A 15,721-nucleotide genomic window follows, 5' to 3' on the forward strand; every position below is an offset into this window, starting at 1 on the left:
AGTCAGGAGATCAAGTTCGACAATACCAAAAAGGCGACCTTCGGGTCGCCTTTGCTATTTCAGGTGGCGGCTTATCCCGTCAATGCTTGCGGAGGGTGCGGGTCAACAGATCCGCGGCGCCCGGATCGGCATTGAGGCGACACCTTGGGGGCGAGAACTTGTTGTGGGGTTTGGGCAAGGCATGAATGGCCTCGTTGACTTTGAGGATCTGTTCTTCGCTCACGCTGTTTTTGGCAAACATCAAGCTGACCGGCTGGTGGTGTAGCAACAGTTGGCAGCTGATAAACTCTTCGGCCCCCAGCTGGGCCAGCCGGTAGCGAGCATATTGCCACTCCATGATGATGCCATCGAGGCGGCGAGCCAGCAGCAGATCGATCATCCGATCATCGGCGTTGTATTCGGTCGCCATTTTAAGCGCCGGGCAGCTATCCATCTGATGCATGGGGCGAGTGCCGCGCAACTTGCCTATCTTGAGCCCTTTCTCGTTGCACAACGCGGGCAGATTATCGAGCTGCGCCCAGCGATCCTGATGGCCGGGAATCGGGTCATTGCTCAGCAGCACATAGGCACTCTGGCGGTAGGGGGTCGAGAAGCGGGCATAGCTCTGGCGCTCCGGCAGAGGGAGGGCAGCCATCGCCACATCCAGCTGATCGTGTTCTACCAGATGCAGTGCCCGCGCCCAGGGAAGCTCGCGAAACTTGGGGGCAAAGCCCGCCTGGGTGAGGATCTGGCGGGTCAGGCTGACATCCAGCCCATCCAGCTCACCCCGGTTGTTGATTTGGCTGAAGGGGGGCCAGTGACTCCAGGCCACGGTCAGGGTCTGACTGGCCTGCAGCATAGGGCTTAGCAGCAGAAGCAGCAGGCCAATCCTTGCCTGCCAGCTGCCGCGGGGACGATATGGCGTGGTCATAGCTAAACCTCGTTATTGTGTTCTTCTATCCCGTGCTTTTGCCCCGCGAGTCATGCCTGCGAGGGCTGATATTGTGTTGCCAGTTAATAGTGTGGTGCGTGTTACATCAATCAACGGGATTATTCGGGGGGCAGGAGGGGGATTTTCTGTTCGTGCTGGGAGGAACATCACATTTTTCTCGTTTATCCCGGGCAACTCCGTTAGACTGCGCCTCTATTCTTTCCCCTTTGCTCTGCTCCCCGGGGAAATCGTTGTTTTCTCAATAGGCCCAGATCTTGTGAGATGGCATCGGCTCAGCAGAGGAGCCCCACCACAAATCCCCGGCGCCCCTATCTCTAGCAGGTAACTATGAGTTTTACTTCCCTCGGTCTGGCCGAACCCTTGTTGCGTGCCGTTGCCGAACAAGGCTACGACACCCCGTCTCCCATTCAGCAGCAAGCGATCCCTGCCGTTTTGGCTGGCCGCGATCTGATGGCGGCGGCCCAAACAGGGACCGGCAAGACCGCAGGCTTTACCCTGCCGATGCTGCAACGTCTGATGGAGAGCAAGCGCAAGGTTTCTCCGAACCGCATTCGTGCGCTGGTGCTGACCCCGACTCGCGAGCTGGCCGCCCAAGTGGGCGAGAGCGTGCGTAACTACGGCAAACACCTGCCGATGCGCAGCCACGTCGTGTTCGGCGGCGTCAGCATCAATCCGCAGATGATGGCGACTCGCCGTGGTCTGGACGTGCTGGTGGCCTGTCCCGGCCGCCTGATGGATCTTTACAACCAGAACGCCGTCAAGTTCGACGAAGTGGAGATCCTGGTACTGGACGAAGCGGACCGCATGCTCGACATGGGCTTTATCCGCGACATCCGCCGCATCCTGGCCCTGATGCCGAAGAAGCGCCAGAACCTGCTCTTCTCCGCCACCTTCGCCGACGAGATCCGCGAACTGGCCACCGGTCTGCTGGATAACCCGGCGGTGATCGAAGTCGCCCCGCGCAACAGCACTGCCGAGCGTATCGAGCAGCTGGTGCATCCGTGCGACAAGGCCAACAAGATCGCGCTGCTGAGCCATCTGGTCACCAGCAACAACTGGCAGCAGGTACTGGTGTTCACCCGTACCAAGCACATGGCCAACCGCGTTGCCGAAACCCTTGATAAGAACGGCGTCAGCGCCGCCGCCATCCACGGCAACAAGAGCCAGGGTGCCCGTACTCGTGCGCTGGCCGGCTTCAAGGATGGTAGCGTCAAGGTGCTGGTGGCGACCGACATCGCCGCCCGTGGTCTGGACATCGACAAGTTGCCGCAGGTAGTCAACTTCGAGCTGCCGAACGTGGCGGAAGATTACGTTCACCGCATCGGTCGTACCGGCCGTGCCGGTGCTGCCGGTCACGCCATCTCGCTGGTGGCTGCCGATGAAGGCAAGCTTATCAAGGCGATCGAGCGTCTGACCAAGCAGAACATCCCCTGCGAGCAGGTGGCCGGTTTTGAAGCCTCCCGCGAGACCCTCGACAACATCGCCCGTGGTATCGGTGCGCCGCTGCGCAAAGAGCCCCGCGATCCGAGCGAGCAGCGCCGTGCGCCGCGTCCGCAAGGTCAAGGCCAGCGTCAAGGTGCCGGTCGTTCCGCCTCCAATGGCAATGCGGGTGGTGCACGTACCGGTAACGGTGGCAAGCCCAAGCCGCAAGGTGGTCAGCGTCCGGCTGATGGCGCTGGCAAACCGGCTCAGGCCCGTCGTCCACGTCGCTCTACTCACAACCAGTAAGCGGCTCGGGAGTTTGACTCCCCAGCTATGCGGTTGACTGAAAAAGCCCTGCCAATCTGGCAGGGCTTTTTGTTTTTTCAGCCATACAATCGGCTCTGTGTGGTGCAGCGAGAGCAACGCTAGATGGCGGAGAGGTACTGCTTTTGCATCGCCAGCCAGCGGCCGTTATTGATAAACGCCAGCTGTACCTTGAGCAGGGCTGCAATTTCCGCCCGGTGCTTTTTATCGAGATAGAGAAAGACCTGCTCTTTGGTGATCTTCTGCCAGGGGGACGCCAGTGCAGGTTGAGAGGCAGGGCGCATCTTGATGAGCCAGTCCACTTTGCCTCGATGCAGTTGGGCAAGCCCTTGCTTCTCATCGTTCAACCAGATGACCTGATAGTTGCCGAGGAAGCGTTCGCACCACTGGATGCCGCGCAGGCAGCCAATCACGGTACCCTCGGTAGGGGGCCAGCTCGGGTTATCCCTTGGCTGACCATAAATCGCCGCCTCCGAGATGGGGGCACCGATCTGCAGCAAGTGGGGATAGGTCTGATCAAAGCCCTTGATCCTGGCCATATCGCCATCGACGGCATGGTCTGCCTCAATCAACTTTTCGCAGCGGGCATAAGTGCAGGGGATCAACTGAAAGTCGATGCCGGCTCGGCCAAACCAGTCATGAATAAAAGGGCGCAATATCGCAGTGTGTTCGACCGCAGCCGCCAGCTTTAGCGGGGTTGCGTGGGCAACGGGAGTCAGCCCGACAAGCAGTAACCAGCCAATCCACTTCATATCGCACTCCTGAATCGGGCTTGTTTAAGCAGCACTGTTGCGACTATCTGTGCAGTGAAGAATAGCCGATAGGGATGGCTGCCAGACCGTTTCGCCAGCTATTCGTGACGGCCGGGTCAGGGGAGCAGCGCCGTGATCAGGATATGGGCCGCGCTCACCAGGATCACAGTGAAGGTCAGCCCCATTCCCGCCACCCGATAACGGAAGTTCTCCGGCGTGCGGCTCATGCCAAATGCATGGCAGAGGCGGCCAAGCAGCAAGGCAATCCCCAGCAAATGAACCAGCCAGGGGGCATGGCTGCCGGTTTCAACGAAATAGATGAGCAGCAGGGCGAGGGGGACATACTCGGCAAAGTTGGCGTGTACCCGCATGGCGCGCAACATGGCGGGGTCATCCCCATGCCCCAGCGCCACCTTGCGGCTATGGCGGGTGCGAATGGTTCGAATGCTCAGCAACACAAACAGCAGGGCGAGCAGGGCCGCGTAAACAGGCAGTATGGTCATGGTATCTGGCTCCTTGTGTGATGATATCGAGTAGCTGGTGTTGAGACGCGATATTGCTCGGCATCTCAATGGCTTGCCTTGAGGGTAGCAGCAAACTGCTTTAGCACGACCGTCATCCACTCACTTGCCATCTGCCAAGCGCAGGCGCAAAACAAACAGCCCTGCCGAGGTGGCAGGGCTGTATTTTGACCGTGTTGATGGTGGGCTGCGCCCCGTCATTACCCCTCGTAAGGGAGGGAGGAGTGGTGCAGCACGATACGCACCTTGCCATCATCCCCCTTCTTGAAACCCCAGGTCTTGTCGACTGTAGTTTCTTTGTTGTCGCGATCTACCAGATGCACCTTGCCCATGGTCAGCGCCATGTCGCCGTTGATATAGACGGCGGCATTGTCATAGCGATAGCTCTGCCAGTTTTTCAGGGCGAACCCTTTGTCGGTGGGGTAGGCGCTGTTGTTGCCGACAAAGTAGGCCAGCGCCCCCTCGCGGTTGGTGCGAAAGGTCTGCTCGCCACCGGCCAGGGTGGGTTTGAACAGCACCGGCCCCTGCTGGTAGCCATAAGCACTATCGAGCACCGACTCGGCGGTCGCCTTGGCGCGCTCAATCCCACCGGCGCGATAGTCATCGCTGATCTTGATAAGCGCCGCGCCCCAACCATCCTGCGCGGCCTTGATCTCCGCCTCGGTAATATTGTTGTTGGCGATTTCGGCGGCGCTAAGTGCGCCGCTGGCGGCAAGCAGGACGAGGGCAAGGGGTGCTCTTCTTGAGGTGCAACATCATTGTTTTAAGACTCCTGATAGCGATAAACGAGCGGGCAGTGTAGCGAAGGGGCATGAACGGTTTTTGAACTGATTATTCAGGATTGGGTAGTAAAAAGGTCGGTATATAGCTGAAGGTTTGGGTGTTTGTTTGGTAAGGGGCGTTCTCTTAGTTAATGGCGGATGCCTGTATCCAACTTGATTTCTTTTCCAACAAAAAGCCCCGCCAAGTTAATTGGCGGGGCTTGGCTATCTGGGGCATTCAGTATCGGGGATTACAGCGCTGGCAGCATTCCAAGGCTGACGCTGATCTGTACGCCAACAATCAGTACGCCCATGGCGGCGGCCACACCCAGCGCCACTACGCCACCCGGGGCGCGGTAGTGGTGGGCTGGCGCCTGTTTGCGGCTCTGCCATACCAGCGCTACCGGCAGCAGTACCGCGAGGATCGCCAGCGCAATGGCAGCGTATCCGAGGGCCATGATAAAGCCCTGCGGGAAGTAGAGGGCAAACAGCAATGGCGGCACAAAGGTGATGAGGCCGGTCTGGGTGCGGCCCTGCCAGTTGTCCTCGCGGCGGGTCACCTTGGCCATAAAGTCGAACAGCCCCAGCGTCACCCCGAGGAAGGATGTGGCGAGTGCCAGATCGGCAAACAGGTGCATCGCCTGATTAAACGCAGGCCAGCTCACCAGCTTGCCGACGTTGGCCAGCAGGCTGTCCAGCGCGCCGCCTGTTTGCAGCAGGGCTTGCTGGCCGAGCAGACCGAGGATCGCCACCTGCCACAGCACGTAGAGGATCAGCGGCAGGGCTGAGCCCCAGACAAAGACCCGACGCAGCTGTTTTGGGCAGTCACCAAGGTAGAGCATCACACTCGGAATGGAGCCGTGAAAGCCGAACGAGGTGAAGATAACCGGCAGGCCCGCCAGCAACAGGCCCTGACCCAGCGGCATCGAAAGTAGATGCTGCCCTTCGGTGCGGGGCAGCAGCAACGCCAGCACCACCACCATAATCACCAGTTTGACGGTGAACATCAGCCGGTTGAGGTAATCCACCGAGCGGGTGCCGACACAGACCATGCCGCCAAACAGCAGGGTAAAGGCCCAGGCGGCCTGCTCCTGGCTGAGGGTCATGCCTGCATCGGCCAGCGCCTGTGCCAGCAGGCTGCTACCGCCGCTGATGTAGGCGGAGGCCAGCGAGTAGAACAACATCAGGATACAGAAGGAGGCGATGCGCTTGCCCCAGGGGCCGAGCAGATGGTCCGCCAGCTGGTGCAGGTACCATTTGCCGGTGTTGAGGCTTGCCTCTACTTGCAGCATGGCGGTGAAGGCCATCAGGGCCCAGAGGCCGACCATCAACATCAGGGTGGCGGGGCCGCCGAGGGAGGAGGAGGCCAGCGGCAGGGCCAGCATTCCGGCGCCTATGGTGGTGCCGGCAATCAACAGGGTACAACCCAAGGTTTTGGTATTCATGTTATCCATCCGAACGTAGCGGTGTCAGTGCAAACAGGCGGTGTCAGCAGTGACGTCAACAAGAGGGGCCGATTGGCGTTATCAGAACGAGCCTCCGGTGATAGGGCCGGAGGCTAGCAATATCGGAACGGGAACATCTGTACCTAAAACCTGTCAGTTGTAAAAGATGGTTGCCACGTTAGCGGATCAAAATAGCGGAAACAACCCCTTTTATACGGATCTTGTGCTGGCTTGTGGCAATAAGTGGAAATAAATGATGACAGTGATGGCTAATTGCAGAAAAAAGCACCGAAAAAATGACTGGCAGGGGCTCATTGATACAGATCAGCCAAGTGGCAACAGTACGGATAAGGGAGCGAGGAGGGGGCGTTGAGTTGTGCGGCGAACAGGGTGTGGAGGCCGGTTGTTTAGTCGGCCAGACGGTAGAGAAAGCAAAACGGGCGGGTAGGGTTGTGGGGAAAAACAATAAGGCTGCCAATCCTGGCAGCCTTATTGTCATCTGTGTGTTTTACCCACCCATTGACAGCAAATCGGGTCTGCTGCGGTCAGGTTAGCGACGGCGCTTGAGGGTGCGGCTCACATAGTGCAGCCCGCTCTGGTAGTCGCCGTTCACCGCCTTGAGCGCCAGCTCCAGCGCCTGGCTCGCTAGGGCATCGTGCTGCTGGGGCAGGGAGTTGATGCCAAAGGGGAGGAAGTCAAGCAGCCGATCGTCCCCGAAGGTGGCCATGGCGAGCTGGCTCATATCGATCTCTTGCTCCAACAGGTAGTCGAGTACCCCCTCCATCAGGATATAGGAGGTAGTGATTAGCGCTTCGGGCAGCTGACCCAGCTGCTGGTGCAGATCTTTGATCAGGCGATACCCCTCAAGGCGAGAGAAGTGATCCCCCTCGCACAGGTGGCGAGCCGCGCTGTGACTGGCAACCGCCTGCTCGAAACCCGCTTTGCGCTCCTGACTGATCGTGAGTGCCGGCAGCGCGGTGATCAAGGCGATATGGCGCAGAGTCGGGGTGAGCAGGGAGCTGGTGAGATCAAAGCTCGCTTTCTCGTTTTCACTGGCGACGGTGACGAACTTGTCGGCTGCCATCGCCCGGTCGATGGCGAGAATTTGGCTGCCTTGCGCCTGCAATTTGCCGTAGAAGGGGTCGTCTGGCGGCAGGCAACTGGCCACCAGCAGGGCGTCCACATGGCGGCTCACCAGCATCTGGGCCAGCTCTTTTTCTGTGGCGGGCTCATCTTCCGAGCAGACGATGAGCAGCTGATAGCCCTGCGCCCGGGCCCCCTGTTCCAGCCGTTTGGCCAGCTTGGCGTAACTGGCGTTCTCAAGGTCGGGCAGGATAAAGCCCAGAGTCTTGGTCTGGCCGCCGCGCAGGGAGGCGGCGCGGCTGTCCGGCTGGTAATTATGGGCGGTGACAACGGCCATCACCTTGTCGCGGGTGGCCTGACTGATGCGGTATTGGTCGGCCTTGCCATTGATCACATAGCTTGCCGTGGTGCGCGAGACACCGGCGAGGGCGGCGATTTCATCCAGTTTCATCATATTGGCTCTGTTTGAGTTGCAAGGCCCACGGTCACTGCCGGGTGAGGGCACCGAAAAGTGTGCGCGGGATCATATCATTGAAAAGCACTCTTTGTGGGTACTTGATCAATTCGCTGAAACGATTCAGTCTGAGTGTAAGTGAAACGATTCAGCCTGTCAGCAACGAAGAGACCCAGTGGCCTGAAAATCAGGCTCCGATCACAGTCAACCGTGTTCGGGTCTATTGTCAGCTGGCGAGTTATCCGAATGTTCAATTGTGACGTACCGGCGTGGCCGGAACCTGATGGAGAGTCTCTATGTTGAAGTTGGCGCGAGAGCAGATCTTGCTGGGGCAGTCGGTGGCGACCAAGTCGGACGCCATTGCCCTGCTGGCAGGCAAACTGACCGAAGCCGGTCTGGTGGAAGCGGGCTATGTGGATGGGATGCTGGCCCGTGAAGCGCAGCATGCCACCTACCTTGGCAGCGGCATCGCCATTCCCCACGGCACCACCGACACCCGTCATCTGGTGAAGAACACAGGCGTCATGGTGGCCCAGTACCCTCATGGCATCGAGTGGGACGAGGGGCAGATCGCCTACGTCGCCATCGGCATCGCCGCCAAGTCCGACGAGCATCTGGGCATTTTGCGCCAGCTCACCCATGTGCTGGGTGACGAGCAGGCGGCAGCTCAGCTCAAAGAGGCCACCGATGCCGACACCATCATCAACATCCTGACTGGCGCCACTGCCGCCAAAGAGGTGCAATACCTGACCCTGGCTGACTTCCCGGCCGATGATCGCGACCAACTGCTGCTGGGAGCAGCCGCCCGCGCCAAATCGGCGGGCTGGGGCGATGCCGCCATGGTGAGCGCCCTGCTGGCAAGCGATCCCGCCTATCTGGGTGAGGGCGTCTGGCTCGCTCGAGCACAAGCGGCCCAGACCGGTTGGGTGCTGGCCACCCCGAGTAGCGCCCTCGCGGCAGGGAAGCTGCCGGTCAGCGCCATGCTACTGCTGTGCGCCGCAGATAGCAGCCATCTGCCGCAGCTGGAGAATCTGGCCAAACTGGCGGCTGCCGGTCAGCTGGCAACGCTGGCGGGCGGCGAGGGGCTGGCAATGCTGCAAGCGGGCCCCGCGAGCGGTCTTTCCGAAACCTTCACCATCATCAACCCCCACGGCTTGCACGCTCGTCCCGGCGCCATGCTGGTCAAGGTGGCCAAAGAGTTTGAATCCGACATCTGGGTGGCCAATCTGGATGGCAGCGGCGAGGCAGTCTCCGCTAAGAGCCTGATGAAGGTGATCGGCCTTGGGGTCAAGTGCGGGCATCGTCTGGCGTTTCGCGCTGAAGGAGCAGATGCCGAAGCCGCCCTCAAGGGGATCGGTGAGGCCATCGCCGCCGGTCTCGGCGAGGGGGCGCATTGATGAAGATTGTTACCATCACCCTCAATCCGGCCCTTGATCTCACTACTCGCCTCGAGGCAATGAGCCTGGGCGAGGTCAATCTGGTGAGCGAGGCCAACCTGCGTGCCGCAGGCAAGGGGATCAACGTCGCCATGGTGCTCAAGGATCTGGGCCGCGACGTAGGCGTCACCGGCTGGCTGGGCGCTGACAATGAGCAGAGCTTTGTCTCCCTGTTTGCAGAGCGCGCGCTTGATGATCACTTTGTCCGTGTCGTGGGCAGCACCCGCATCAACGTCAAGATCTCCGAGCAGTCTGGTCGGGTCACCGATCTCAACCTGCCGGGGCTCACCATCCAGCAAGGGGAGGTGAGCGCGCTGGAGCAGGCCATCGATCAATTGGCACCTCACGCCGAGTGGTTCGTGCTGGCGGGCAGCCTGCCCAAAGGGGTGGCCCCCGATTACTGCGCCCATCTGATCCGCTTGCTCAAGGCCAAGGGCAAGCAGGTGATCTTCGATTGCAGCGGCGCGGCCTTAAGCGAAGGGATCAAGGCGGCGCCGACCCTGGTCAAACCCAATCTGGAGGAGCTGAGCCAGTGGGCGGGCCGCCCCATCAAGACTCTGAGCGAGCAGGCCGAGTGTGCCCGCGCGTTGCAGGCAAGCGGGATCCCCAACGTGGTGATCTCCAACGGCGCCGATGGCCTCATCTGGTTTGCCACAGATGCCGTTTGGCAAGCCATTCCGCCGCGGATGCAGGTGGTCAGCACGGTCGGTGCTGGCGATTCCCTGGTGGCCGGTCTCGCCCATGGTCTGAGCCTTGGCTGGGCGCCGGAGCAGACCCTGCGGCTGGCCACCGCCGTCTCGGCCTTGGCGGTCAGTCAGGTAGCGGTCGGCTTTAACGATATCAATGTGCTCAACCATTTACTTGAACAGGTGCGCGTAGAGCGTCTGGATGCGCTGGCACCGGTTCAGTGCAATACCCTCTCAATGGAAAACTCAGGAGATGCCCAATGAAAGCAATCTTGGTTACGGCTTGCCCGGCGGGCATTGCCACCAGCTTTCTCGCTGCAAAACGGATAGAACAGCAGGCCAAACTGGCTGGCTGGGAACTCACCCTCGACGTTGGCTCCAGTGTGCAACCGCGCCAGCTCCCCTCAAAAGAGCAGATTGCCGCCGCCGATCTGGTGCTGGTTGTCGCCAGTGCCCCGGTGGATCTCGCCGCCTATGATGGCAAGCGAGTCTATCAGGGCAGTATGGATCTCGCCCTGCAGGATCCGGCTGCCTTGCTGGAAGCTGCCACCAGCGGTGCCAGCGTCTATCGTCATCAAGCCGCGCCTGCTGCCGCCAAACCGGCCGCCACTGGCAAGCGCATCGTGGCAGTGACAGCGTGCCCGACTGGCGTTGCCCACACCTTTATGTCGGCAGAAGCGCTGGAAACCATGGCCAAACAGCTGGGTTATCAGATCCGCGTCGAGACCCAAGGCTCGGTCGGTGCCCAGAATACCCTGACCGTCGAGGAGATTGCCGCTGCCGATCTGGTGTTCCTCGCCACCGATATCGAAGTGGACATGGCGCGTTTTGACGGTAAGCCGGTCTATCGCACCAGCACCGGCGCTGCGCTGAAGAAAACCCGTGCCGAGCTCGACAAGGCGTGGACCGAGGCGAAAACCTATCGCCACAGCGGTGCCAGCCAGCCCAAGAAAGAGGAAAAAGCCGGCCCCTACAAGCACCTGCTGACCGGTGTCTCCTTCATGCTGCCGATGGTGGTGGCGGGTGGCCTTATCATCGCGCTCTCGTTTGTGTTCGGTATCGAAGCGTTCAAGGTGGAAGGCACCCTGGCTGCTGCCCTGATGAAGATCGGTGGTGGCTCCGCTTTCGCCCTGATGATCCCGGTGCTGGCCGGTTACATTGCCTACTCCATCGCTGACCGCCCGGGTCTCGCTCCCGGCATGATCGGCGGTATGCTGGCAAGCTCGCTGGGCGCCGGTTTCCTCGGCGGCATCGTGGCCGGTTTCCTGGCCGGTTACAGCGCCAAGTACCTGAGCGACAAGGTGCGCCTGCCGACTACCCTGGAAGCGCTCAAGCCGATCCTGATCATTCCGCTCTTTGCCAGCCTCTTTACCGGCCTGGTGATGATCTACGTAGTGGGTGGCCCGGTGGCCGGCATCATGAATGCCATGACCGAGTTCCTCAACAACATGGGCTCTGCCAACGCCGTGCTGCTGGGGGTCATCATCGGCGCCATGATGTGCTTTGACATGGGCGGCCCGGTCAACAAGGCGGCTTATGCCTTCGGTGTCGGCCTGCTGGCCTCCAAAACCTATGCCCCCATGGCTGCTGTGATGGCCGCCGGTATGGTGCCGGCACTGGGGATGGGAATTGCCACCTTCCTGGCCCGTACCAAGTTCATCAAGGCGGAGCAGGAAGCGGGCAAAGCATCCTTCGTACTGGGTCTGTGCTTTATCTCCGAGGGGGCCATTCCGTTTGCCGCCAAGGATCCGATGCGCGTTATCCCGGCCTGTATGGTTGGCGGCGCCCTGACCGGTGCGCTCTCCATGCTGTTCGGCTGTGAGCTGATGGCTCCCCACGGCGGTCTGTTCGTGCTCTTTATCCCGCACGCCATCAGCAATGTCATGATGTACATCGTGGCGATTGCGGCAGGCTCGCTGTTGACCGGTGTCTCCTACGCCATGCTCAAACGCGGTGAAGAGCAGGCCAAGCTGGCAACAGCCTGATAGTCATTCCGCTTTCAAAGCAAGCAGTTCAATGCCGCCCGGTTGCAAAGCCGGGCGGCATTTTTATATGCCTTTTAAACAGAATCGTTGAGCAGCGGTTACAGAAGTCTCGCGTATCAGGGCCAGCGTCTGACTCAGTTTCAACACTTAATTGTGTGGGGAAGGGCCGTGACCAATATCCCGTGTATAGATTGTGCTGCCGCCAGGATAGGGGGGGAACTGGCGAGCGTTCGGGAAGCAAATCTGTATCAGCGACAGTTACCTATATGCACATCTGTGTAGATGCAACCTGAATTGATCATCAGTTGAACAAGACCTGAGGCAGGTTTGCTTTATGTCGAACCTCCCCATTTCTGCGAAAGGAGGATTAAGGTTTCGGTACAACCGAATGCCCTGGTTGGCAAGTATGCATTGAACCAGAGGATTCCATATCAAATGAATCTTGAACCCCACACCAGCCCATTGCAGACCGTTGTCTATACAACCATTTATATGCCAACAAACAAGATTTTAAACAAACAAAATCAGTTGGCCTCATGCTGAACATAGGCGCTGAAAAACTGGTTTCTCTGTTACGTGAAAAAGTAAACATGAGTTAACGCAGTGTTCAATGATAGAGAGATAACAGACAAAGCTGCTTTGCAGAGCATGGGGATTAATGTGTCTGTGAGTGCACGGGAAATAAAAAAGCCACACCGGTTGGTGTGGCTTTTGTTTAGGAGGTCAACCCGGGTTGCTTAGGGGCGACCGGCCGGGCAGGTGGCCACGTTGACGGCGGCAGTGCTACCACCATGACGACCTGATGTGCTCACCTCGTTACGTACCAGCGGCGGGTAGTTAACCGGCTCACGAGCAGGCAGGGCAGGGGCTTCGGCAGGGGTTGCCATCGGGGCTGATGCTTTGCGGGCACGAGCCAGCAGGCCGGCACCGTGAGCTACCTGTTTGGTGACGACCGGAGTCTCTTCCACCACAACTGCAGCGACAGGAGCCGGGGCTTCGACAACCGCAACTGGCATTTCGACTGCAGCCGGTACAGCTTCCACGACAGGAGTGCTGACAGCAGGGGCTTCTTCAACCACCGGAGCAGTTTCAACGACTTCAGCTGCCGCCACGTCGATAGCCGGAGCGGCGACAACGGCAACTTCCGGCTCTGCTGGCACCACGACCTCAGCGACAGCGTCAACAACCGGGCTAGCGCTCACATCGGCTTGAGTTGCTTCAACCTGGGCAGCAGCCTGTTCGGCAGCTTCTTCTGCAACGGTTTCGACAACCACATGCTCGGTCAGTGCGGCAGAGGCTTGCAGGGCAGCTGCGACGGCTTCAGCGCTCGGGATGGTAACAACGGGCACTACCGGCTCTTCAACCTGCGCTTTGGCAATATCTGCCTGGGCTGCGGTGGTCAGAGTGGTGGTCTCTTGCTGTTCTTCGTCACGCTGGCTACGTGCTTCTTCATTAATACGCTTGCGGCGCTGACCTTCGATACGCTGGCTGCGAGGAGTGCGGCGTGAACGGCGCTGGCCTTCACTCTGCTCTTCCTGCTCGTTACCCACGGTAGCATCGATCACTTCAGCTTGTTGCGTTGGTACTTCGTCAACCGGCAGGGCAGGGGTGTCAGCAGCGGCGACATCGACGCGGATCTGCTTGCGCAGTTGACGACGTTCGCGGCGCTCGGCCACTTTCTGCTCTTTCTCCTGACGTGGCTGGGCAGCAGCTGCATCGACGGTATCTACTGCATCAACAACGACTTCGGCGCGCGGCTCACGGGGAGCACGAGGTTCACGGGCCGGACGTGGCGCACGTTCCTGGCGCGGTTCACGTTCCATGCGCTGTTCGCTGCGCACTTCGCCACGAGCTTCACGCTCCTGACGAGGCTCGCGCTCTTTGCGGGGACGGCGATTGCGGTTTTCACCAGCTTCGCGGTTGCCACCTTCACGCTTCTCTCCAGCTTCCGCATTATTGCGGTTGCCACGATTGTCGTCACGACGAGGACGCTGACCACGGCCACGACCTTCTTCGCGCTGGTGACGCTGACCTTCATCCTTGCGTGCTTCACGAGCAGCAGGTTTCTCGGCGGTTGCTTTCACGTCGGCAGGGGCTGCATCGCTGCTGAACAGGCCGGTAATGCCTTTGATCAGCTTGCTGAAGAAGCCGACTTCGGCAGGGGCCGCAGCAACGGGAGCCGCCGGCTGTTGCGGTGCAACAGGGGCCGGTTGTGCCGGTTGGGCAAAGCCTTGCAGCAGCGGTTGCTCACGCTCGATCACCTGAGCTTGCTTCGGTTGGTAGACCGGCTTGGCTATCTCGGTTTTCAGCTCGTAGCTGGCCGCTTCCGGGATCTCGTTCTGACGAATGCGAGTCACTTCGTAGTGCGGGGTTTCCAGATGCTGGTTCGGAATGATGTAAACACGCACATCATTGCGCTGCTCCAGACTGGCGATGGCGGCACGCTTCTCGTTGAGCAGATAGGCGGCAACATCCACCGGCACCTGACCGTGAACCTGCTCGGTGTTGTCCTTCATGGCCTCTTCTTCGATGAGACGCAGGATGGACAGGGCGAGAGATTCGTTGTCACGGATCACGCCCTGACCCTGGCAACGGGGGCAGATATGGCTGCTGGATTCATTGAGGGAGGGGCGCAGACGCTGGCGAGACATCTCCAGCAGACCGAAACGGGAGATCCGGCCCAGCTGGATGCGGGCACGATCCTGATGAACCGCTTCACGCAGACGGTTTTCCACTTCGCGCTGATGGCGAACCGGCGTCATGTCGATGAAGTCGATTACGATCAGGCCACCCAGGTCGCGCAGACGCAATTGACGGGCAATTTCGTCGGCGGCTTCCAGGTTGGTTTGCAGCGCCGTCTCTTCGATATCGCCGCCCTTGGTGGCGCGGGAGGAGTTGATATCGATGGAGGTCAGTGCTTCGGTCGGATCGATAACGATACTGCCGCCGGAGGGGAGGCGCACTTCACGCTGGAAGGCTGATTCGATCTGGCTCTCAATCTGGAAGTGGTTGAACAGGGCAACTTCACCCTTGTACAGCTTCACGCGGTTGAGGAAATCGGGACGTACCAGCTCGATATGGGCCTTGGCGCGTTCGAAAATCACCGGATTGTCGATCAGGATCTCGCCCACATCGCGACGCAGATAGTCACGGATGGCACGCACGATGACGTTGCTTTCCTGGTGGATCAGTACCGGCGCGGCGCGCTCCTGAGAGGCTTTGTGGATGGAGTCCCAGTGGTTGAGCAGAACATTCAGATCCCATTCCAGCTCTTCTGGCGACTTGCCCACACCGGCGGTGCGCACGATCAGGCCCATGCCTTCCGGCACGGTCAAACCACTCAGGGCTTCTTTCAGTTCAGTCCGCTCATCACCCTCGATGCGGCGGGAGATACCACCGGCACGGGGGTTGTTGGGCATCAGTACCAGGTAGCTACCTGCCAGGCTGATAAAGGTGGTGAGGGCTGCACCCTTGGTGCCACGCTCTTCCTTGTCGATCTGGACGATAACTTCCTGACCTTCGCGGACCACTTCTTTGATGTTAGGACGACCCTGATAGGAGTAACCGGAGGGGAAGTAATTGCGGGCGATCTCCTTCAACGGCAGGAAACCGTGGCGCTCGGCGCCGTAGTCAACAAAAGCAGCTTCAAGGCTGGGTTCTACGCGGGTGATCTTACCCTTGTAAATGTTCGCTTTCTTCTGCTCGTGTCCCGGACTTTCAATATCCAAATCGTAGAGCTGTTGTCCGTCAACCAGCGCTACGCGCAACTCCTCTTCTTGAGTTGCGTTGATAAGCATTCTTTTCATTGAGTTCTCATTATTGTGTCATTTTGATTTCCTCCATCTGGGTCCTGCCAGCGCCGGCCTCGGGTCTTCAGCATACTGGGGCAACCTCCCGGTTGGGGTATGCATGAGGCGCAAA

General features: G+C 59.6%; 11 protein-coding genes. 4 read left to right on the top strand and 7 right to left on the bottom strand.

Annotated elements, in window-relative coordinates:
* Window positions 1-79 precede the first annotated feature (79 nt).
* On the bottom strand, window positions 80-910 hold the full coding sequence (locus OKB77_RS07635) for a substrate-binding periplasmic protein (RefSeq protein WP_270817325.1): 831 nt from the start codon (window positions 908-910) through the stop codon (window positions 80-82).
* Between the two features lie 348 nt (window positions 911-1,258).
* On the opposite strand from OKB77_RS07635, the gene OKB77_RS07640 reads away from it, so the two are divergent.
* Window positions 1,259-2,659: a DEAD/DEAH box helicase gene (locus tag OKB77_RS07640; protein WP_005333194.1), complete on the top strand. Its 1,401-nt coding sequence runs from the start codon at window positions 1,259-1,261 to the stop codon at window positions 2,657-2,659.
* A gap of 119 nt (window positions 2,660-2,778) precedes the next feature.
* On the opposite strand, the gene OKB77_RS07645 is transcribed toward OKB77_RS07640, so the two are convergent.
* From OKB77_RS07645 to cra, 5 genes are all read right to left on the bottom strand, one after another.
* Window positions 2,779-3,429 carry a hypothetical protein gene (locus OKB77_RS07645; protein ID WP_150389131.1) on the bottom strand — a complete coding sequence of 217 codons (651 nt, stop codon included), beginning with the start codon at window positions 3,427-3,429 and terminating at the stop codon, window positions 2,779-2,781.
* Between the two features lie 116 nt (window positions 3,430-3,545).
* Window positions 3,546-3,932: an MAPEG family protein gene (locus tag OKB77_RS07650; RefSeq protein ID WP_150389130.1), complete on the bottom strand. Its 387-nt coding sequence runs from the start codon at window positions 3,930-3,932 to the stop codon at window positions 3,546-3,548.
* Window positions 3,933-4,150: 218 nt separating this feature from the next.
* A complete protein-coding gene (locus OKB77_RS07655; RefSeq protein ID WP_270817326.1) occupies window positions 4,151-4,504 on the bottom strand; it encodes a hypothetical protein in 354 nt (117 codons plus the stop codon).
* 458 nt (window positions 4,505-4,962) lie between these two features.
* Window positions 4,963-6,156 carry an aromatic amino acid transport family protein gene (locus tag OKB77_RS07660; RefSeq protein WP_270817327.1) on the bottom strand — a complete coding sequence of 398 codons (1,194 nt, stop codon included), beginning with the start codon at window positions 6,154-6,156 and terminating at the stop codon, window positions 4,963-4,965.
* A 550-nt stretch (window positions 6,157-6,706) separates the two neighbouring features.
* Window positions 6,707-7,693 carry a catabolite repressor/activator gene (cra, locus tag OKB77_RS07665; RefSeq protein ID WP_021230150.1) on the bottom strand — a complete coding sequence of 329 codons (987 nt, stop codon included), beginning with the start codon at window positions 7,691-7,693 and terminating at the stop codon, window positions 6,707-6,709.
* 296 nt (window positions 7,694-7,989) lie between these two features.
* Here cra and fruB point away from each other — a divergent pair, with 296 nt between their 5' ends.
* Genes fruB through fruA form a run of 3 tightly spaced genes read left to right on the top strand, consistent with a single transcriptional unit; the run spans window position 7,990 to window position 11,800 of the window.
* Window positions 7,990-9,090, top strand: coding sequence for a fused PTS fructose transporter subunit IIA/HPr protein (fruB, locus tag OKB77_RS07670; RefSeq protein WP_270817328.1), 1,101 nt, complete (start codon window positions 7,990-7,992; stop codon window positions 9,088-9,090).
* On the top strand, window positions 9,090-10,079 hold the full coding sequence (gene pfkB / locus OKB77_RS07675; RefSeq protein ID WP_270817329.1) for a 1-phosphofructokinase: 990 nt from the start codon (window positions 9,090-9,092) through the stop codon (window positions 10,077-10,079). Before fruB ends, pfkB begins: the two co-directional genes overlap by 1 nt.
* Window positions 10,076-11,800 (top strand): PTS fructose transporter subunit IIBC, encoded by a 1,725-nt coding sequence (gene fruA / locus OKB77_RS07680; RefSeq protein ID WP_270817330.1) that lies wholly within the window; start codon window positions 10,076-10,078, stop codon window positions 11,798-11,800. The genes pfkB and fruA overlap by 4 nt, the downstream gene beginning before the upstream one ends.
* A 737-nt stretch (window positions 11,801-12,537) precedes the next feature.
* On the opposite strand, the gene rne is transcribed toward fruA, so the two are convergent.
* A complete protein-coding gene (gene rne, locus OKB77_RS07685; RefSeq protein WP_270817331.1) occupies window positions 12,538-15,606 on the bottom strand; it encodes a ribonuclease E in 3,069 nt (1,022 codons plus the stop codon).
* Window positions 15,607-15,721 lie beyond the last annotated feature (115 nt).

Origin of the sequence: Aeromonas sp. Y318-3 (genome assembly GCF_027706185.1) — a bacterium.
Taxonomy (GTDB): Bacteria; Pseudomonadota; Gammaproteobacteria; order Enterobacterales; family Aeromonadaceae; genus Aeromonas; species Aeromonas veronii.